The organism is Ensifer sp. 22521 (assembly GCF_052044795.1).
Classification (GTDB): Bacteria; Pseudomonadota; Alphaproteobacteria; order Rhizobiales; family Rhizobiaceae; genus Ensifer.
This window is the reverse complement of sequence record NZ_JBQENM010000022.1, coordinates 1-18,871: the sequence shown is the minus strand read 5'-3', so window position 1 is coordinate 18,871 and position 18,871 is coordinate 1. Positions and strand designations below refer to the sequence as shown.

Annotated in this window: 20 protein-coding genes; 18 read left to right on the top strand and 2 right to left on the bottom strand. The window is 62.3% G+C overall.

Annotated elements, in window-relative coordinates; translation table 11 throughout:
• Positions 1-8: 8 nt before the first annotated feature.
• Positions 9-2,366, bottom strand: coding sequence for an Orn/Lys/Arg decarboxylase N-terminal domain-containing protein (locus ACTJKE_RS26880; protein ID WP_440692977.1), 2,358 nt, complete (start codon positions 2,364-2,366; stop codon positions 9-11).
• Between the two features lie 274 nt (positions 2,367-2,640).
• On the opposite strand from ACTJKE_RS26880, the gene ACTJKE_RS26875 reads away from it, so the two are divergent.
• From ACTJKE_RS26875 to ACTJKE_RS26845, 7 genes are read left to right on the top strand one after another with little or no spacing between them, the layout of a single operon-like run.
• Positions 2,641-3,066: an acetyl-CoA carboxylase biotin carboxyl carrier protein gene (locus tag ACTJKE_RS26875; protein ID WP_058329540.1), complete on the top strand. Its 426-nt coding sequence runs from the start codon at positions 2,641-2,643 to the stop codon at positions 3,064-3,066.
• A complete protein-coding gene (locus tag ACTJKE_RS26870) occupies positions 3,066-4,463 on the top strand; it encodes an acetyl-CoA carboxylase biotin carboxylase subunit (protein ID WP_440692975.1) in 1,398 nt (465 codons plus the stop codon). The genes ACTJKE_RS26875 and ACTJKE_RS26870 overlap by 1 nt, the downstream gene beginning before the upstream one ends.
• Complete coding sequence (locus tag ACTJKE_RS26865) at positions 4,450-4,917, top strand: hypothetical protein (RefSeq protein ID WP_440692973.1); 468 nt, start codon at positions 4,450-4,452, stop codon at positions 4,915-4,917. Before ACTJKE_RS26870 ends, ACTJKE_RS26865 begins: the two co-directional genes overlap by 14 nt.
• Positions 4,914-5,624, top strand: coding sequence for a 5-oxoprolinase subunit PxpB (gene pxpB / locus ACTJKE_RS26860; protein ID WP_058329537.1), 711 nt, complete (start codon positions 4,914-4,916; stop codon positions 5,622-5,624). The genes ACTJKE_RS26865 and pxpB overlap by 4 nt, the downstream gene beginning before the upstream one ends.
• Positions 5,621-6,613, top strand: a complete 993-nt coding sequence (locus ACTJKE_RS26855) for a biotin-dependent carboxyltransferase family protein (RefSeq protein ID WP_440692971.1) — start codon at positions 5,621-5,623, stop codon at positions 6,611-6,613. The genes pxpB and ACTJKE_RS26855 overlap by 4 nt, the downstream gene beginning before the upstream one ends.
• A gap of 9 nt (positions 6,614-6,622) precedes the next feature.
• On the top strand, positions 6,623-7,390 hold the full coding sequence (locus ACTJKE_RS26850) for a LamB/YcsF family protein (protein ID WP_058329535.1): 768 nt from the start codon (positions 6,623-6,625) through the stop codon (positions 7,388-7,390).
• Between the two features lie 48 nt (positions 7,391-7,438).
• Positions 7,439-8,641: a pyridoxal phosphate-dependent aminotransferase gene (locus tag ACTJKE_RS26845; protein ID WP_440692969.1), complete on the top strand. Its 1,203-nt coding sequence runs from the start codon at positions 7,439-7,441 to the stop codon at positions 8,639-8,641.
• Positions 8,642-8,652: 11 nt separating this feature from the next.
• On the opposite strand, the gene nac is transcribed toward ACTJKE_RS26845, so the two are convergent.
• The gene (gene nac / locus ACTJKE_RS26840) at positions 8,653-9,558 is read right to left on the bottom strand and encodes a nitrogen assimilation transcriptional regulator NAC (RefSeq protein ID WP_058329533.1); all 906 of its coding nucleotides are present in this window, start codon (positions 9,556-9,558) and stop codon (positions 8,653-8,655) included.
• 148 nt (positions 9,559-9,706) lie between these two features.
• Between nac and ACTJKE_RS26835 the strand changes: the two genes are divergently transcribed.
• The 11 genes from ACTJKE_RS26835 to gndA all read left to right on the top strand — a co-directional run.
• Positions 9,707-10,465 (top strand): SDR family oxidoreductase, encoded by a 759-nt coding sequence (locus ACTJKE_RS26835; protein ID WP_440692967.1) that lies wholly within the window; start codon positions 9,707-9,709, stop codon positions 10,463-10,465.
• Positions 10,462-11,169 carry an amino acid ABC transporter permease gene (locus ACTJKE_RS26830; RefSeq protein ID WP_440661474.1) on the top strand — a complete coding sequence of 236 codons (708 nt, stop codon included), beginning with the start codon at positions 10,462-10,464 and terminating at the stop codon, positions 11,167-11,169. Before ACTJKE_RS26835 ends, ACTJKE_RS26830 begins: the two co-directional genes overlap by 4 nt.
• Complete coding sequence (locus ACTJKE_RS26825) at positions 11,166-11,930, top strand: amino acid ABC transporter permease (protein ID WP_058329531.1); 765 nt, start codon at positions 11,166-11,168, stop codon at positions 11,928-11,930. Before ACTJKE_RS26830 ends, ACTJKE_RS26825 begins: the two co-directional genes overlap by 4 nt.
• The gene (locus tag ACTJKE_RS26820) at positions 11,927-12,694 is read left to right on the top strand and encodes an amino acid ABC transporter ATP-binding protein (protein WP_058329530.1); all 768 of its coding nucleotides are present in this window, start codon (positions 11,927-11,929) and stop codon (positions 12,692-12,694) included. Before ACTJKE_RS26825 ends, ACTJKE_RS26820 begins: the two co-directional genes overlap by 4 nt.
• Before the next feature lie 33 nt (positions 12,695-12,727).
• On the top strand, positions 12,728-13,564 hold the full coding sequence (locus ACTJKE_RS26815) for an ABC transporter substrate-binding protein (RefSeq protein ID WP_058329529.1): 837 nt from the start codon (positions 12,728-12,730) through the stop codon (positions 13,562-13,564).
• 100 nt (positions 13,565-13,664) lie between these two features.
• A complete protein-coding gene (locus tag ACTJKE_RS26810) occupies positions 13,665-14,339 on the top strand; it encodes a 4-carboxy-4-hydroxy-2-oxoadipate aldolase/oxaloacetate decarboxylase (RefSeq protein WP_058329528.1) in 675 nt (224 codons plus the stop codon).
• Positions 14,340-14,390: 51 nt separating this feature from the next.
• A complete protein-coding gene (locus ACTJKE_RS26805) occupies positions 14,391-15,158 on the top strand; it encodes an SDR family oxidoreductase (protein WP_058329527.1) in 768 nt (255 codons plus the stop codon).
• Entirely contained in the window at positions 15,127-15,702 is a 576-nt protein-coding gene (locus ACTJKE_RS26800) for a gluconokinase (RefSeq protein WP_440692965.1), read from the top strand. Before ACTJKE_RS26805 ends, ACTJKE_RS26800 begins: the two co-directional genes overlap by 32 nt.
• Complete coding sequence (locus ACTJKE_RS26795; protein ID WP_440692963.1) at positions 15,702-16,649, top strand: 2-hydroxyacid dehydrogenase; 948 nt, start codon at positions 15,702-15,704, stop codon at positions 16,647-16,649. Before ACTJKE_RS26800 ends, ACTJKE_RS26795 begins: the two co-directional genes overlap by 1 nt.
• Positions 16,650-16,658: 9 nt before the next feature.
• Positions 16,659-17,690, top strand: a complete 1,032-nt coding sequence (locus tag ACTJKE_RS26790) for an L-idonate 5-dehydrogenase (protein WP_440692961.1) — start codon at positions 16,659-16,661, stop codon at positions 17,688-17,690.
• Between the two features lie 102 nt (positions 17,691-17,792).
• Positions 17,793-18,871: NADP-dependent phosphogluconate dehydrogenase (gndA, locus tag ACTJKE_RS26785; RefSeq protein ID WP_440692735.1), on the top strand; the 1,079-nt coding region annotated here is incomplete at its 3' end.

Here is an 18,871-nt window from a genome sequence, read left to right as displayed (position 1 = left end):
CCTAAATCCTATTCGGCGACGACGTAGGTATGAAGTCGTACGCGGCCCGATGCGTCCGTTTCACGGTAGAGACCTTGGATCTCGACGTCAAAGCCGGGAAACGTGTTGAAACAAGCTTCGAACATCTTGAGGTATTCGATCATTGGCTGCGCACGCTCGGTCAACCGCTCGCCCGGCACGATGGTGGCGATCCCCGGCGGATAGACGACGAAAGGCGTCGTTGCGATCCGTCCGGCGATGGCGTCGATCGGAAGATAGTCCACATCGTTGCGCACGAGGCAGCGCGCCGCGTCGTGGGGCGAAAGGGCGATATCAGGCAGGTGCGCTTCGGAAAATTGCTTCGCCTGCAGCGCGCTGACATTGGCGTCGCGGAAGAAGCGATGCATATCGCCGCACAGGTCTCGCAACCGCACGCCAGCGTAACGACCGGGCCGGCGACGATAGAATTCCGGGATCGCCTCTTCCAGAGGCGCATTGTCGTCATGAAGCCGCTTGAAAGCGACAAGGCCGCTGATCAATGTGCCCGCCTTGCTTGCCTCGACGCCGGGCGTGAGCAGGAACAGCAGGGAATTCAGGTCATTCTTTTCCGCGACGATCCGGTTTTCCCGCAGGTATTGCGCGACAATCGGCGCCGGAATGCCATGCTCGGTATATGCGCCGGTCGCCCTTTCAAACCCGGGCGTGAGCAGTGTGAGTTTGTTGGGATCGGTCATTGCGAAGCCCGGCGCCATATCGGAAAAGCCGTGCCACGCAGCACCCGGGGCAAGGTGCCAGAAGGCAGGATTGATGGCGAGCTGATCGGTGGCAACACTCTCCCAGGGCACGTCGTGCACCGCTCCAGGGCTTGCCACATCCGGCATCGCCACACGGTCCGGCACGAAGGGCTCGAAAAACCAGCGGCGCTCGGGCCGACGCTCCTTCTCCTCGAACTCCCGGCGCACGGCCCGTATCTTCTTGCGCAATTCGATGCCGAGGCGGATCGTATCGTCCCACAGCACTTCGCCAGAGCGGCCCTTCATCATCTGCGCGCCGACGTCCAGGGAGGCGAAGAGCGGATAGAAGGGCGATGTCGACGCGTGCTGCATGAAGCTCTCGTTGAAGCGCCGGTGTTCGACCCGCCGCTTCTGGCCGGTGATGTGCCGATCCTTCATGTGGATCTGCGAAGCCTGTGAAAAGCTCGCAAGCTGTTTGTGCGTGGATTGCGTGGCGATGATGCCCGGCGCTTCGGGTCCGAGTTCTGCAAGGCCCATGGCAAAACGACCGGCATAGAGCGGATGAAACTTCATGAAGCCCGCCCAGGCCTCGTCGAACAGGATGTAGTCGCACAGATGCCCGATGGCCTTCAGGATCATCTCCGCATTGTGGATCGTGCCGTCATAGGTGCACTGTTCCACCACCGCCACCCGAAACGGGCGCGGCTTTTGCCAGGCGTTGGGGTCCTTGACCAATGGGTGGGTGCGGATGCGTTCCCGCAGCGTCTCCTCGTTCAGGGAGCCAAAATCCATGGGCCCTATCAGGCCATGGGCGTTTCGCGCGGTCGGCACATAGACCGGGATACCGCCGGAGATCATCAGCGCGCCGTGATGGGCTGCCTTGTGGTTGTTGCGGTCGAACAAAACAAGGTCGCCATCGGTGACGAGGGCGGAGAGCGCGATCTTGTTGGAGGTCGAGGTGCCGTTGAGGACGAAATATGTCTTCTCCGCGCCAAAAATCTTGGCGGCTTCCTTCTGCGCCGCGAGCGCCGGGCCCTCATGGGTCAGGAGATCGCCGAGGTCGAGCACGGAATTGTCGAGATCGTCGCGGAAAACCGCTTCGCCCAGATGCTCCATAAACACGCGGCCGACCGGGCTGCGGCTATAGAACACGCCGCCATTATGGCCGGGACATGTCCAGAGCTGGTTGCCTTCCTCGGCGTAATCCACCAGCGCGCCAAAGAAAGGTGTCTTCATCGTCTCGGCATACTGCTTGAGGCGGCTGATGAGGTTCTTTGCGATGAAGGCGGGGGTCTCCTCGGACAGGAAGACATAACCGTCGATGAAGTCGAGCACTTCTACCGGCACATCCTCGAAGCGCTTGCGGCGGATCAAGAGAATGATCGGAAACTCGAGACCTCGGCGGCGCATCAGATTGATGAGGGAGGCTGTCTTGCCCTCCATGCCCTTCTTGCCCCAATCGACCATCATGCAACCGATGGCCGCGTCCGTCTGGACGGCGATTTCGGCGTCTTCAAGATTGCGTGCGCGCACCACCTCGAAACCGGACCGTTCGATCTCCTCGACGATCTGGTGGTAGCGGGCCCCCTCCAGGTCCTCGCTGTCGAAGGCGGGTGTCGCGAACAAAAAGGTGAAGCGCCTGAAGTAGTCCATCTGAGCCTCCGCCATCTATACGAAGCAAGTTGTTCGTGTGTTTCGTGACGATGTTGTGACGGCGGCCCGGATTATCTGTGATCTTCGAAACCAACTCGTGCGGGCCATTCGTCCAAGAGTCCTCGTGGAGCAGCGGGAGAGGGAGCGGTGGCTCTCTATTCAAAGTTTGTCTGCCCCCATCAAACGGGATGCTGTGTAAGATTTCCCCAACTGCACCGGACGGATCACGGCTCCAGGGCCGCACCCCGGTGACCTTCATTCCGTGGGGAAAACAATGGATCTGCAAAAGATCAAGACGCTTCTCGACTTTGTCGGGCGTTCGCATGTCTCGGAGCTGACAGTCAGCGATGCGGACACGACTGTCGTCATTCGCAATCCGGCTCGTGTAGCCAACCTGGAAATCCCAACCACCGTGCAGGCAACGCCATCGACGGTCGAGCCGCCAAGGTTGGACGACCAGCCGCAAACGCAGCTTGTTCGTGCTTCGACCTCAGGCATCGTACATCAGTCAAACAGCCCGGGATCCGCTCCAATCGTGGCGGAAGGCGATCCGGTAGAGGTGGGGCAAGCTCTCTGCATCGTGGAGGCGATGAAAGTCTTCACGACCATTTCGGCTCCGTTCGGCGGCATCGTCAAGCGCATCTTCTTTGCGGACGGCCAGGAGGTCGCCTTCGGCGACCCGCTCGTGGAGATCGGGTGATGGACGCGTCTTTCGAGGCCGCCCGGAAAACCGGTCATCCATTTCTGTCCGTCCTCATCGCCAATCGAGGAGAAATCGCCGTCCGGATCGAACGGGCCTGCAAGGAACTCGGCCTTCGCGCGATCCGTGTTGCATCCGAGGCGGATAGGGCCGGCGCGGCAGCACCGGGCGAAGGTGGTCCACTCTCGATCGGGCCGTCAGCACCAGCCAGGAGTTATCTCAACCAGGCGGCGATCCTGCTTGCAGCGCGTGTGACCGGCGCGGAGGCGATCCATCCGGGTTACGGGTTTCTCTCGGAGAATGCGGAATTCGCCGAAGCGGTCGAAAGGGCCGGACTGGTTTTCGTTGGCCCACCGGCCTCGGCAATCCGCATCATGGGCGACAAGATCGCTGCCAAGCGCGCGATGATGGCGGCCGGCGTCCCTTGCGTGCCGGGACCGGGCGAGCCTCTACCTGATAACATAGATGCCGTGCGCGCCACCGCTGAGGCCATTGGTTACCCGGTCATCGTCAAGGCGGCCGGCGGCGGCGGCGGGCGGGGCATGCGCGTCGTGCGCGACGGCGCCGATATAGCCGATGCGGTCGCGATCACGCGCGAGGAGGCGCGCCGGGCCTTCGGCAAGCCTGAGCTCTACGTGGAAAAGTTTCTGGAGCACCCGCGCCATGTCGAATTCCAGGTGCTCTGCGACAATCACGGCAATGCAGTCTGGGTTGGTCATCGCGATTGCTCCGTTCAGCGACGGCACCAGAAGGTCGTCGAGGAGGCGCCGGCACCCGGTATCGCACCGGAACTCGCAGAGAGGATCGGCGCGCGCTGCGCGGAGGCCTGCCGGCAGATCGGTTATCGTGGGGTTGGGACCTTCGAGTTCCTTTACGAGCACGGCGAGTTCTACTTCATCGAAATGAACACCCGGCTGCAGGTCGAACATCCCGTGACGGAGGCGACAGCGGGCGTCGATCTCGTGCACGAGCAGCTGCGTTCGGCCCAGGGCGACGTGCTCGACACGCGCCGTTTCCGCGGAGAGACGCAAGGACACGCCTTCGAATGCCGTATCAATGCAGAGGACCCGACCACTTTCGTGGCCGCTCCCGGCCGCATTTCAGCGGTTCGTTTTCCAAGCGGACCGGGCATTCGCGTCGATACCCATGTCTCGGCCGGATACCGGGTTTCCCCGTATTATGATTCCCTGATTGCCAAGCTGATCGTCCACGCCCCGACCCGCGACGAGGCGCTCCGGCGCATGCAGGTCGCGCTTTCGGAAACCAGGATCGAAGGCATCTCCACCAACCTCCCGCTGCACGAAAGGATATTTGCAGATCCGGATTTCATGCAGGGCTGCGTCGATATCCATCATCTTGAAAAACGTTTGAGGGAGGAAGCCGGTGTCAAGGCGTGACCGCTCGTCAGGCAGATCCGTGATCGGTGACTTCTCCGATCCGGCCCTCATCTCCACTCTGACCACCTGGCTTGGCGCTTCCGGCGCGAGCGAGTTGGAGATCAGCACGAAGGACGGCCACGCCTTGAAGATCGTGCTGGCCCCCGACGCCAGCCCGGTCGAGCGTCGTCAAGAGGCTCAGGATGTGACCTCGTTGGTGCCCGAAGGCCGGGCCGTCAAGGCGCCGCTTGCCGGGGTTTTTCGCGACCGGCATCCCGCTGGATCGGACGCTTCACCGCTTGCCGGTGAGGGCCGAGCGCTCGAAGCCGGCGATATCGCCGGTTTCGTCGAGGTCGGGCCCATCCTCGTCCCGGTGGTCGCGCCGGCAACCGCGATCGTCGCAGACGTTCATGCCCGTGCCGGAGAGTTGATCGGCTACGGAGATCCCGTTTTGACCATGGAACACGCCCAATGAGCCTCCTGCAACAGGCCCCGTTCCCGTCGCCTGCCTCAATCGTCCCGAATACCGAGGCGCTGGCGAAGATTTCCTTCATCGGCACGCGTGCCTTTCTGCTCGAAGCACCCGGGGCCTTCGACCTGCCGAACCAGAGGCGCATCTGGGCGCTCTCCCGCGCGCTCGAGACGCACGAAGACGTCGCCGAAATCGTTCCTGGCATGACCAACCTGTTGGTCCTCTTGAAGGAGACCCCGGACGATCCGCAAGCTGTCGTCCGGCACCTGCAGGACGAATGGCAGCGTTCGCAGGGCATCGAACTTGCCGGTCGGCAAATTGAAATCTCCGTCACCTATGGCGGCGAACATGCCACCGACCTGCCGGCGCTCTGCGACCTCAGCGGCCTCAGCGACCGGGAGGTCGTGCGCATTCACCACGAAGGCATCTATCGCGTCTTCGCTCTCGGCAGTGCGCCGGGCTTCGGGTACCTGCACGGACTTGATCCACGCATCCACATGCCGCGAAAGACCGTGCCCTCGCTCAAGATGGCGCGGGGCTGCGTCACGATCGGCGGCATGCAAACCGGTGTTGCCGTGCTGACCGGCCCGAACGGATGGAATTCGATCGGCTTTGCCGAACTTCAGATGTTCGATCCGCTGGCTGCAGCGCCCGCCTTGATGGCGCCTGGCGATACCGTGCGCTTCCGCCCTGAAAGGATCGACTTGTGATCGAAATCCTCGAAACCGGCCCGCTGAACACTGTCCAGGATAGGGGGCGTCCGGGCTATCGAAATATCGGGGTCACGGCCTCAGGAGCAATGGATCCCGTGGCACTGGAGATCGGCAACATTCTCCTTGGCAATCCGCAGGGTGCCGCCGTCATCGAGGTGCAGACTTTCCCCTTCCGGCTATGTTTTGCCAAAGGTGGCGCTTTCGCGCTTACGGGTGCCGATTGCCGGGCGAAGCTCGACGGTGTCGCCCTGCCGCCCTGGTGGGCTGCGGAAATTGAGGCCGGTCAGGTGCTGGAGCTCTTCCCGCCGCTTCGCGATGCACGGGCCTATGTGAGCCTGGCTGGCGGGGTCGATGTGGCGCAGGTGATGGGATCGCGCAGCACGTCGTTGCGTGGCAGCTTCGGCGGGCTTGCGGGCAGGACCCTTGCCGCCGGCGACGGCATCACGACCGGTCCGGTTGAACCCGCTGTCCTGCCGAAAGGTGGTTTCGGCGTTGTGCCGCCAGCGGTTGCTTTGAAGGATGTGTTTCCTGTCGACGAACATGGTGCGCTTCTCATTCGCGCACTCCCGGCCGGCGAACACGACCTCTTCGGAGCCGACGCGGACCGGTTCTGGCGCCAGCCGTGGAAGATCTCGGCGCGCAGCGACCGCACCGGCTACCGTCTCAGCGGAGATCCGATCCATCCGGTGGAGGTGGTGGAGATGCGTTCGCACGGCGTCGTGCCCGGTGTCATCCAGGTGCCGCCTGCAGGCGAACCGATCGTCCAGATGAGCGATGCCAACACGGCCGGAGGCTATCCGAAGATCGCCGGCGTCATCGAGGCGGATCTCTGGCGGATGGGGCAGGCTCGCATCGGTTCGACGCTGCGTTTCGTGCCGGCCACGCACGCTGAGGCTCGGGCCATTGAGAAGGCGCTCGCCGCCTATGTCGAAGACATCAGAAATACCGCGCGCCTCGTCAGCAAGGCGCTCGCCGCCATGGCTTAGGAGACATTCATGAAGGTGGATCTCAATTCCGATATGGGCGAGGGCTTCGGACCCTATTCGCTTTGCGACGATGAGGCGATGATGGATGTCGTGACCTCCGCCAACGTCGCCTGCGGTTTTCATGCCGGCGACCTCGAGACGATGGCCCGGATGGTGCGTCTCGCACGGGCGAGGGGAGTTGATGTCGGTGCGCATCCGGGCTTGCCGGACCGGCAAGGTTTCGGTCGCCGCGAACTGCCCTTCGGACCTGATGAGCTGCGCCAGCAGATGCTCTACCAGCTGGGCGCGCTGATTGCGATCGCCCGCGCGGAAGATGTGCGCGTCTCCCATGTCAGTTTTCATGCTGCAATGGGCAACATGGTCAATCGCGACCCGACCCTGGCGGCTGCGATGATGGCGGCGATCCGTGCGGTCGATCCCGAGTTGATTGTCTTTGGCACGTCCGGCAGCACCATTGAACGCGCGGCGCTCGATGCCGGGCTCAAGACGCTGACCCTCTTCCTTGCGGACCGCGCCTATGACGCCGAAGGCAAACTCGTGCCGCGTGGCAAGCCCGGTGCCCTCGTCAAGGAGGAGGCCCTGGTGCGCGCAAGGGTGCGGCAGTTTCTGATCGAGGGGACCGTAACCGCCATCGACGGGACCGTGATCCCCATGCTGGCTCGTTCCATCCTCGTGCACAGCGATACGCCGGGTTCGCTCGAACTTGCCCGTACCGTCCGCAGCGAAATCGAGGCGGCTGGCGGCGTGGTCACGCCCGTCTCCAAGCTTCTGGGTTGAGCCCTCGCACACTACAAACCTTATCCGTCCCTATCGAAAGCAACGATCATGCCCGCTATTGCCGACCGCTTGAAGAACGTTTCCGTTTCCGCTTCTGCTACCATGAGCCAGCGCGCCCGCGACCTTGCAGCAAACGGCATCAAGGTTATCAGCCTCTCCTCAGGCGAGCCGGATTTTCCGACGCCCGCAAACGCCGTCGAGGCGGCCCATGCCGCAGCTCTTGCAGGCGACACGAAGTATCCACCACTCGACGGAACGCCGCCACTTCGGCAAGCCATCGCCCGCAAGTTCAAGCGGGACAACAACCTCGACTACGATCCCTCCGAGATCGTTGTGGCCGGCGGCGGCAAGCAGATCATCTTCAATGCCGTCCTTGCCACCTGCAATCCCGGCGACGAGGTCGTCATCCCTTCGCCCTCATGGATCAGCTATGCGGATATAGTGAAATTCGCCGGCGCGGTACCGGTTCCGGTCGATTGCCCGCAACAGAACGGATTCAAACTCAGGGCCGAAGACCTCGAAGCCGCGATCACGCCGCGCACCAAGTGGCTGTTTCTGAACTTCCCGAACAACCCGACCGGTGCTGCCTGCTCACGCGCCGAGATGAAAGAGATTGCCGAGGTGATGCTCAGGCACCCGGATGTCTGGATCATGACCGACGACATGTACGAACACCTGATCTACGACGACTTCGAGTTCTGCACGATTGCCGAGGTCGAACCGCGCCTTAAGGATCGCGTGCTGACGGTCAACGGTGCATCGAAGGCCTATGCGATGACCGGCTGGCGCCTCGGCTTCTGCGGCGGCCCGAAAGACCTGATCGAGGCGATCAGCAATGTCAACGGCCAGAACAGCGGGGGCACGTCGACGATCACCCAGGCCGCCGTTGCCGCCGTGCTCGATGGTCCGCAGCACATCCTTAGGGAGCGGGCGGCGATCTACAGGAAGCGGCGCGACTTCGTGGTTGAGCGGCTGGGCGCGATCGAAGGGATCCGCTGCCACAAGCCGGAAGGCGCCTTCTACGTTTTCCCGAACATTGCCGAGTTCATCGGCCGGACCAGCAAGAAAGGTCGCAGGATCGAGAACGACACCGATTTCGTATTGGCGCTGCTCGACGAACATCACGTGACGACCGTGCAGGGGGCTGCCTACGGGATGAGCCCGTTCTTCCGGATTTCCTATGCCACCAGCATGGAACAGCTGAGTGAGGCCTGCGACCGCATCGCTGATTTCTGCGCCGGTTTGAAGTAAACGCTCAGCCGTTAAACCTTGAGGCGGGCGGTGAGCTCCATGAGGATAGATCTCACCGCCAGTGCCGGCTCCGACAGTTCGCTCTGATCGGAAACACAGAGCGAGAGGGTCTCTTCGATCTTCGGCGTGACCATACGCGAGACGAGAGGTTCCGGCGACTCCGCAATGATCCGTTCAGCGATGGCGCGTGGCATGATGGTCGCGCCGACCCCGCCGCTGACGGCGCGCGCGAGTGTGCGGACGATCTCGACCTCGGCCACGACATTCAACGAGAAACGGGCGCGCGTGAAGGCAAGGTCGATCGCCCGGCGCACGAAATTGTAGGGCGGCGGCAGGAGCAGCGGAACGTCATTGAGAGCGCTCAACGGCAGCGGCGCGTCACCCGGTTCGATGCCGAAATTGCGGTGCGCCACGAGGTGAAATTCTTCCACGAAGACAGGCTCGAACCGGACACCCTTGATGGGTCCGGTTCCATGGATCAGTGCCATTTCCAGCCGGCCATTCATGATCATCTGGCTGTAGGTCTGACCCACACTTTCGGTCAGATGCAGTAAGATGCCGGGATGGCGCTTGCGCGTTTCTGTCAACAGCTCGACGGAGAGCGTGGCCGCACTCGAAAAGGGCACGAGACCAACCGAGACGCGCCCGACAAGCGTGTCGCCAGCTGCCTTTACGTCCGCCTGTGCCTGGTCCATTTGCCGCAGGATGATTTGGGCATGACGGTAAACGGCCTTGCCGGCCTCCGTCATCGAGACCCCCTGCTGGCTGCGGATCAGAAGCTTCTGGCGGAAATGGTCTTCCAGCGCGGCAAGCTGCTGGCTGAGGGCCGGTTGGGCGATGTGGAGAACGTCGGCTGCACGCGTGATGCTACCGGTGTCGACGATGACGATGAAGGATTTGAGACGCCTGATATCCATATGCCCTGCCTGCCTGTTCGCCCCAGATGTTACAGGGCAACGGGCTTGCCGCAAGTCCATAAGCCATCCTTATCCATCCAGATTCAAACGGTCTTATTCAGAGGCGGAAAGCTTCGCTACTCTCGCTTTCAACAACAGGGGAACCACAATGTCCTTTTCCGATTACAGAACCGCACTCGTGACGGGCGCATCCTCCGGGATCGGTGCTGCGGTCGTCGAGCGGCTCCGCCGCGAGGGCCTCGAGGTGCATGCGGTTGCCCGTAGCGCCGATGCGCTGAAGGCACTTGCGGAGCGCACCGGCTGCATTTCTCACGCAATCGACGTAACCGACCGTGCCGCCCTGGCGAAGCTTGCCGGTGAAGTTGAGTTCGACATTCTGGTGAACAATGCCGGCGTCGACCGGCCGAAGAAATTTCTGGAGGCGGAGGATGGCGACATCGATCTCCTCGTCGATGTCAACTTGCGCGCCGTCCTCCATCTCTGCCGTCTGATCGTGCCTGGCATGGCTGAGCGCGACTGCGGCCATGTCATCAACATTTCTTCGATTGCCGGCAACTACAACTTCAATGGAAACTCCACCTATCAAGCGACCAAGGCCGGCGTCAGCATGCTGTCCAACCAGCTGCGCATCGACACTTTCGGCAAGCGCGTGCGCGTAACCGAGATCTGCCCGGGCCGGGTCGCTACCGACATCTTCAATCATGTTCACGGCAACGATCCTTCCATCCGCGAGCGCTTCATCGACGGCTTTGAACTGCCGCAGGCGAGCGACATCGCCGATGCGATCGCCTTTGCGATCGCCGCACCCGTCGCTGTCAACATCGGGCACATGGAAATCACCCCGACGCTTCAGGTGATGGGTGGACTGCAGACGGCCAAACCGCAGACGAAGGAACCACGGTCGTGAAGGGCTTCGAACTCGCCGCGATCCTCGGAAACCCGGAATACGTCGCCATGCTGCTGCATGGCATCGAGATGACCTTCATCATCGCCGTGTGCTCGTGGACCCTGGCCATGACACTTGCGGTCATCCTGCTCGCCGTCCGTTTTTCTCCCGGCCGCATCGGCAACACGGTGGTCGCAGCTTACGTCTCCTACCACCGAAATGTGCCGACACTCGTGCAGCTCATGCTCTGGTACTTCGGCATCTACACCATCCTGCCCTCAGGGCTGGCTGACTGGCTCTCTGCGCATTCGGCGGAAATGATCTTCGCCATCGTCGGCCTTGGCCTCTGCCAGGCGGCTTACTTCAGCGAGGATCTGCGCTCCGGCCTGCGCTCGGTCAATCCCGGCCAGATGGAGGCGGCACGTGCCCTGGGTCATGGCTATCTCTCTGCAATGCGCTTCGTGCTGATCCCGCAGGGTGTTCGCAATGCCTTGCCGGCGCTTGTCAATCACAGCGTTTCGCTCTTCAAGAACAGCAGCCTTGCCATTGTAATCGGCGCGCCGGAGCTCACCCATGCCGTCAAGGAGATCGAGAACCTCTCCTTCCGAACCTTCGAAATCTACCTGGTCGGTACGGTCCTCTATCTCTTCTTCACCCTGATAATCATGGCCGCTGGTGCCTACCTCACCTGGCGAGCTGATCCGGCGAATGGAGCGAGACGATGATCCATGACCTGATCGCCATCGTCGACCAATACTGGCTCCTGCTCCTTATTGGGCAGTACCCGAACGGACCGCTCGGCGGCCTTGCCAATACGCTGATCCTTTCGGCGCTTAGCATCGCGATTGCCTTTCCGTTCGCGATCCTTCTGGCTTTCGCCAGGCTCTCTAAATACCGGGTTCTGCGTTGGCCGGTGACCGTACTCGTCTATGTGACGCGCGGCGTGCCGCTCCTGATGCTCGTGCTCTGGAGCTACTTCCTCGTGCCGCTGCTCACGGGCGCCGATGTGCCGAGCTTCCTCACCATGCTGACGACCCTGGTTGTCTACCAGGGCGCGTTCCTGAGCGAGATCATCCGGGCAGGCATCGTTGCCTTGGGGCAGGGCCAGATGGATGCAGCTCGTGCGCTCGGTCACAGCTATTTCAGCGCGATGCGCTACGTGATCCTGCCGCAGGCGCTCTACAACATGATCCCGAGCATGCTGTCGACCTTCGTCGCAACCATCAAGGACACGACGCTCGGCTACGTCATCAACGTGCCGGATCTCACCTTCGCCGCCAGCCAGGTCAACAACCAGCTCCTCACGCAACCCTTCCAGGTCTTCCTAATCCTGGCGCTGACCTACTACGTGATCTGCTGGTCGCTCACCTGGCTCACCAACGTCGTCGAGCGGCGCATTACACGCCGGCGCGCTGGCCTTATTGCCCCGAAACGCCGCAGGCAGTTGCCGATTTCCCTGACACCGAACGCCACGGAGCAGCCATGACCGCGTCAACCTCCACTATTGCAAAGGATCAGGCGATCCGGCTCGCCGATGTCCGCAAGAGCTATGGCGACTATGACGTCTTGAAAGGCATCGACGCGACAGTCGCGCGGGGCGAAGTGGTCGTCATCTGCGGTCCCTCCGGCTCGGGGAAGTCGACCTTGATCCGCACGGTGAACCGGCTCGAGGAGATCAACAGTGGTTCGATCTTCTTCGAAGGGCAGGACGTCCACGCACAGATGAGCGGGCGAGACCTCAACCGCCTGCGCAGCCGCATCGGCTTCGTTTTCCAGAGCTTCAATCTTTTCCCGCACCTCTCCGCGGTCGACAATGTCGCAATGTCCCCGATCCGGGTGAAGGGCGTGGCCCCGGCAGAGGCACACGAGAAGGCCTTGAAGCTGCTCGACCGTGTCGGCCTTCGCGAAAAGGCAAACTCCTATCCGGGCCAATTGTCCGGCGGGCAACAGCAGCGCGTGGCGATCGCTCGCGCGCTCGCCATGGAGCCGCCCGTGATGCTGTTCGATGAGCCGACCAGCGCGCTCGACCCGGAAATGGTCGGAGAAGTGCTGAACGTCATGAAGTCGCTTGCCGCCGAAGGCATGACCATGATGTGCGTCACGCACGAAATGGGCTTCGCCCGTGATGTCGCCGACCGCATCTGGTTCATCGACGCAGGCCAGATCATCGAGACCGCGACGCCTGAGGAATTCTTCAAGAACCCCAGGCATCCGCGTGCGCAGCGGTTTCTCGCCGACCTGCGCCACTAGAACAAGCAAGACCAACAACGAAGGAGAACAGCAATGAAGTGCAGCCATCTTATTCTTGGAATGACCGTCGCGGCGGCAGCGCTCGCAGGTCCGGCGAAGGCCGATCAGCTTGAAGACATCCTCGCCAACAAGACACTGAGGTGCGCGACTTTCGCGGACGTGCCGCCCTTCGCCGCTCCGGACGCAAAGACGCGTGAAATGGTCGGCTTCGACGTCGATCTGTGCGGCGCAATCGCCCGTGAACTCGGCGTGAAGGCCGAGGTCAAACCGGTTTCCGTTGAAGCTCGCGTACCGGAGGTGAAACTCGGCCGGGTCGATATCACCGTCGCCAATCTTGCCTATACGCAGAGCCGTGCCGAACAGATCCAGTTCAGCGATCCCTATTACCTCGCCAAGGAAATGCTGATCGTGCCGGCGGACGATGCAGGCAAGGCAAAGACCGATTATGCCGGCCAGCGCCTTGCCTCCACCAAGGGTTCGACCTCCGAAATGTCGATCAAGCTCAACAAGTCCGAGCCGCTCACCTTCCAGGACACGGCGTCGGCTTATCTCGCCGTGCAGCAGGGCAAGGCCCGCGGCATGGTCGCCAACACGATGACGACCACCAAGCTGGTCAACGAATCGAAGACCCGCGGCAAGGAAATGCGAATGATCCCTGAGCCCATGCTGTTCCAGCCGATCGGCGTCGGCATGGCAAAGGATCAGCCGGCACTGACGGCCAAGATCAACGAAGTGCTGCACAAGCTCGATGATAGCGGCGAGATCAACCAGATTTGGGACAAGTGGCTCGGCCCGAACACCGAATACAAGATGGCTCGCACCGACAAGGTTGCACCGCTCTCCGAACTGAAATTCGACCCGATCCCCTGATGGGGCCGGGTCGCGCGTAAGCGACCCCCGTTCTTCCAAATGTCTTGAACAACGCAAACGGCGGGCGTCGCGCCCGCCGCGACCACCCATGGGAAAAATCATGACGCATATCAAGAAAATGCCCGTTCGCCCGAGTGCCGCCGAAGTGGAAGCGGTGGCCAAGTTCTCGCCGGCAACGATCCATGAGGCGCAGGGACGCCGGGGGGCATTGTCCTCCCGCATCAAACCCGTCGACTACCGCATGAAGCTCTGCGGTCCGGCCTTCACGGTCCGTTGCGCACCCCGCGACAACATCATGCTACAGCTTGCAATCGACTACGCTCAGCCGGGCGACATCATCGTCGTTTCGGCGGGCGAATACGAAGAGGCCGGATCGTTTGGCGACGTGCTAGCCAACGCCTGCCTTGCCAAGGGAATTGGCGGTCTTGTGACCGACAGCGGCGTGCGCGACACTCTGCAACTGCGCGAACTCGGTTTCCCGGTGTTTTCGCTCAGCGTCTGCATCAAGGGCACGGTCAAGGAAACTCTGACCTCGACCAACGACCCGATCATCATCGGTGGGGAGGTTGTCCATCCCGGCGACATCATCGTCGGCGACGCTGATGGCCTGGTCGTGGTGCGGCGGGAAGAAGCATTTGAGGTCGCGAAGCTGTCGCAGGCGCGCGAGGATGCCGAAGCCGAGTACATTGCCGCGTACAAGGCAGGAAAATCGGTCATCGAAGTCAGCAAGCTCGAGCCGGTGCTGAAGGCAAAAGGGCTCGTGATCGAAGGCTGACCAAGGGCCGGGACGTCTCGTGCGAGCGCCCGGCGGTAAAGGAGAGTAGGTTTGTCATTTCCACTTTTTGACCTCAAAGGGCGGCGCGCCTTGGTGACGGGCTCGTCGCAAGGGATAGGCTTGGCGCTGGCGCGTGGTCTTGCCGAACACGGAGCTGCACTTGTCCTCAACGGTCGCGACCGCTCGAAGCTGGAGGCGGCCGCTGCCGCATTGAAGGATGCCGGCTACACTGTCGATGTCGCGGATTTCGACGTCACGGACGCGGACGCGGTAAAGCGCGGAGTCGACCAGATCGAGCAGGATATCGGCGCCATCGACATCCTCGTCAACAATGCCGGCATGCAGTTTCGCGCGCCGCTTGAAGACTTTCCCGCCGAGCGCTTCGAGCAATTGCTGAAGACGAATGTCTCCAGCGTCTTTTACGTCGGCCAGGCGGTCGCCCGACACATGATCGGTCGCGGCGCCGGCAAGATCATCAACATCGCCTCGGTGCAGAGCGAGCTCGCGCGCCCATCGATCGCGCCCTACACGGCGACCAAGGGCGCGGTCAGGAACCTGACACGCGGCATGTGCACCGACTGGGCAAAGTATGGATTGCAGGTGAATGCGATTGCGCCCGGCTACTTCAAGACGCCGCTGAACCAGGCGCTGGTCGACAGCGCCGAGTTTTCCGCCTGGTTGGAAAAGCGCACGCCGGCGGCCCGCTGGGGCGATGTCGAAGAACTGGTGGGTGCCGCGGTCTTCCTGGCAAGCAACGCCTCCTCTTTTGTCAATGGACACACGCTCTATGTCGATGGCGGTATCACGACCAGTCTCTGAACTCCGTCGCGGCTTTGGCCCGGTCGTCGTCATGGGCGTATCCGGCTGCGGCAAGTCCACCGTCGGCGACCGGCTCGCCAGCTATCTCGGCGCGCGCTTCATCGAGGGCGACAGCCTGCATTCGGCGGCCAATGTCGAGAAGATGCGCAGCGGCACGCCGCTGACCGATTCTGACCGCTGGCCCTGGCTCGACGAGATCGGCACCCGTCTGGCCAGTCCGGCCGCGACCGTCGTGTCGTGCTCGGCCTTGAAACGAGCCTATCGCGAACGGCTGAGGGAAGTCGCCTGGCGACCGATCACCTTCGTCTTTCTGCAGGGCACCCGGGCGCTGCTCGCGGCGCGGCTGGGTGAGCGAAAGGGCCATTACATGCCGCTGGCGCTGCTCGATAGCCAGCTTGCCACCCTCGAACTGCCATCGGGGGAGGCGGACGTCGTTACCATCGAAATCGATCAGTCGCTGGAGCGCATCGTCGCGCTGGCGATGAACACGCTGGCGATCCGCGCCGATCGCGCCGCCAGTGAACCAACCATGGGAGGAAACTGATGACGAAACCGGAAATCCTGCTGATGGGTCCCTATCCGGATTGGGACCTGGTGGAACTCGAAGCGCGCTACGCGGTCCACAAGATCTACGAGGCCGAGAATCGGGACGCCTTCCTTGCAACGCATGGGCCGAACATCCAGGCGATTGCGACCCGAGGCGAGCTCGGCGCATCGGCCGATCTGATCGGCAAGCTGCCGCAGGTCGAAATCGTCTCCGTCTATGGTGTCGGCTATGATGCCGTCGATCTCGCCGCCTGCCGGGAGCGCGGGATCCGCGTCACCAACACCCCTGACGTCTTGACCAACGACGTTGCCGATCTCGGCGTCGCCATGATGCTCTGCCAGTCGCGCGGTATGATCGGCGCGGAAAGCTGGGTGAAGGACGGAAGCTGGGCAGCCAAGGGCCTATATCCGCTGAAGCGGCGGGTTTGGGGACAGCGGGCCGGTGTACTCGGCCTCGGTCGCATCGGCTTCGAGGTGGCCAAGCGCCTCAAGGGCTTTGACATGGACATTGCCTATAGCGACGTCTCCGAAAAACCCTATGCGGATGGCATGACCTTCGTCGCCGATCCGGTTGCCCTGGCAGAACGGTCGGATGTGCTTCTCGTGACGCTCGCGGCCTCGGCTGCGACGCGGCACATCGTCTCGAAGCAGGTGATCGAGGCGCTCGGTCCCGACGGCATGCTGATCAACATCTCGCGCGCCTCCAACATCGATGAGGACGCGCTGCTCGACGCGCTCGAAAGCGGTGCGCTCGGCTCGGCGGCGCTCGATGTATTCGAGGGTGAGCCGATGCTCAATCCTCGCTTCCTGAAGCTCGACAATGTCCTGCTGCAGCCCCACCACGCCTCCGGCACCATCGAGACCCGCAAGGCCATGGGCAAGCTGGTGCGCGACAATCTCGCCGCGCATTTTGCCGGCGAAGCTCTGCCCACCCCTGTCGTTTGAGGTCCCGAAATGAAAGCCGTTGTCATTCACGCCGCCAAGGACTTGCGGATCGAGGATCGAGAGACGCAGGCGCCTGGAAAGGGCCAGGTCGAGGTTCAGATCGAGGCCGGCGGCATCTGCGGGTCGGATCTCCACTACTACAACCATGGCGGCTTCGGCACGGTGCGGCTGCGCGAACCGATGATCCTCGGTCATGAGGTTGCCGGCACGGTCAAGGCGCTCGGCGACGGTGTCTCGACGTTGGCCGTCGGCGATCGGGTGGCGGTGTCACCGAGCCGCCCCTGCGGGTCCTGCGACTATTGCCAGCGCGGTCAGCAGAACCATTGCCTGAACATGCGCTTCTACGGCAGCGCCATGCCGATGCCACATATCCAGGGGGCGTTTCGGCAGCGGCTGGTTGCCGAGGCGTGGCAGTGCCACAAAATCGCTGACGGCGTCTCGAGCAACGAAGCCGCAATGGCCGAACCCTTTGCCGTGACGCTTCACGCCGTTTCGCGCGCCGGTTCGCTGCTTGGCAAGCGGGTTTTGGTCACCGGCTGCGGCCCGATCGGGGCGCTGGCGATCATCGCCGCACGCGCTCACGGCGCGCGTGAGATCGTTGCGACCGACGTGATGGACGGTGTGCTCGACAAGGCGCTATCGATCGGCGCCGACCGGGTGATCAACGTTGCCAACAATCCCGATCAGCTTGCCGCCTATGCCGCCAACAAGGGCACCTTCGACGTCCAATTCGAGGCCTCGGGCAATGCGCAGGCGGTGCGCTCCGGCCTCGACGTTCTCAAACCGCGGTCGGTGCTCGTCCAGCTCGGGCTTGGCGGCGACGTCGCCATCCCGCAAAACCTCGTGGTGGCAAAAGAGATCGAGATGCGCGGTACGTTCCGGTTCCACGAAGAATTCGGGCTTGCCGTCGATCTCATTAACGCCGGCCGGGTGGACCTGACCCCACTCTTGACCGGGATCTTCCCCCTGGAAGACGCGGTGCGCGCCTTTGAGACTGCCGGCGACCGTAGCCGTTCGATGAAGGTGCAACTCGCCTTCTAGCCTTCATTGCTCCATCGGTCGACCGGTCCCCCGATCGATGGAGCCTCCACGTCGAGCGCGCGAAAACGTCAGCTCGCGTTCAATCTCCTAAGGAGCAATCACGTGTCACAGGCGGAAATCGGCCTAATCGGTCTCGGCGTCATGGGCTCGAACCTGGCGCTCAACATCGCTGAAAAGGGCAACAAGATCGCGGTGTTCAACCGCACCGTCGAGGCGACGCACAAGTTCTACGCGGAAGCCGGTGAACTCAAGGGCCAGATTGTGCCCTGCGACACCATTGAAGAGTTTGTTGCCGCCATCCGTCCGCCGCGCCCGATCATCATCATGATCAAGGCCGGCGAGCCGGTCGATCAGCAGATGAAGATCCTCGAGCCCTACCTTTCCAAGGGCGACATCATGATCGACGCCGGCAACGCCAACTTCCGCGACACGATGCGCCGCTTCGAGGCGCTGAAGGACAGTGGCCTGACCTTCATCGGCATGGGGGTTTCCGGCGGTGAGGAGGGCGCGCGCCACGGCCCGTCGATCATGGTCGGCGGCAAGGAGGAGTCCTGGAAGCGCGTCGAGAGCGTTTTGACCTCGATCGCTGCCAAGTATGACAACGACCCTTGCGTTGCCTGGCTCGGCGAAAACGGCGCCGGCCATTTCGTCAAGACCATCCACAACGGCATCGAATATGCCGACATGCAGATGATCGCCGAAATCTACGGCATCCTGCGCGACGGCCTGAAGATGTCGGCGACCGAGATTGGCGACGTCTTCGGCACCTGGAACAAGGGCCGCCTCAACTCCTACCTGATCGAGATCACCGAGAAGGTGCTGAAGGCCGCTGATCCTCTGACCGGCAAGCCGATCGTCGATTTGATCCTCGACAAGGCCGGCCAGAAGGGCACCGGCAAGTGGTCGGTGATCGAAGCGCAGAACATGGGCGTGCCGGCAACCGGCATTGAGGCGGCGGTTGCGGCGCGCAGCACCTCCTCGATGAAGGACGAACGCGAAGCGGCCGAAAAGATCCTCGGGCTGCCTGAGGTCGGCGACTTCAAGGTGGCCGACAAGGCAGCCTTCATCAGGGATCTCGAAAGCGCGCTGCTGGCCGCCAAGATCGGCGCCTATGCGCAAGGCTTCGCGGTGATGTCGGCGGCATCAAAGGAGTTCAACTGGAACCTGCCGATGCCGACCAT